The sequence below is a fragment of the Magnetococcus sp. PR-3 genome (genome assembly GCF_036689865.1).
Lineage (GTDB): Bacteria > Pseudomonadota > Magnetococcia > Magnetococcales > Magnetococcaceae > Magnetococcus.
The window spans coordinates 1-315 of the sequence record NZ_JBAHUQ010000104.1 but is presented as its reverse complement, the minus strand read 5'-3'; the positions used below and the strand labels follow the sequence as shown (position 1 = coordinate 315).

General features: G+C 56.2%; 1 protein-coding gene. It reads left to right on the top strand.

Annotated elements, in window-relative coordinates; genetic code table 11:
* Window positions 1–315: Calx-beta domain-containing protein (locus tag V5T57_RS21095; RefSeq protein WP_332893177.1), on the top strand; the 315-nt coding region annotated here is incomplete at both ends.

The window sequence follows — 315 nt, the reverse complement described above, 5'->3', positions numbered from 1 at the left end:
GATCAATCCGGTACGGTCACCTTTGCCACCGGTGCCCATAGCCAACTGGTTACGGTAAGCACCAGTGGCGATACGTTGTATGAGGGGGATGAGACCTTTAGTCTCTCCCTCAGTAACGGCTCTACGGGCACATCCATTGTCAATGCCACGGCTCAAACCACCCTTACCGATGATGTGCAAGATGAAACCACCTTTTCTGTCGCCAACGGCACGGCGGCAGAGGCGGGTAATCTGGTTTTTACGGTGTACCGGGAAGGGGATGCTCAGGCCGATCAAACAGTGGATTACGCACTGGCAGCAGACAGCGCCGCGGCA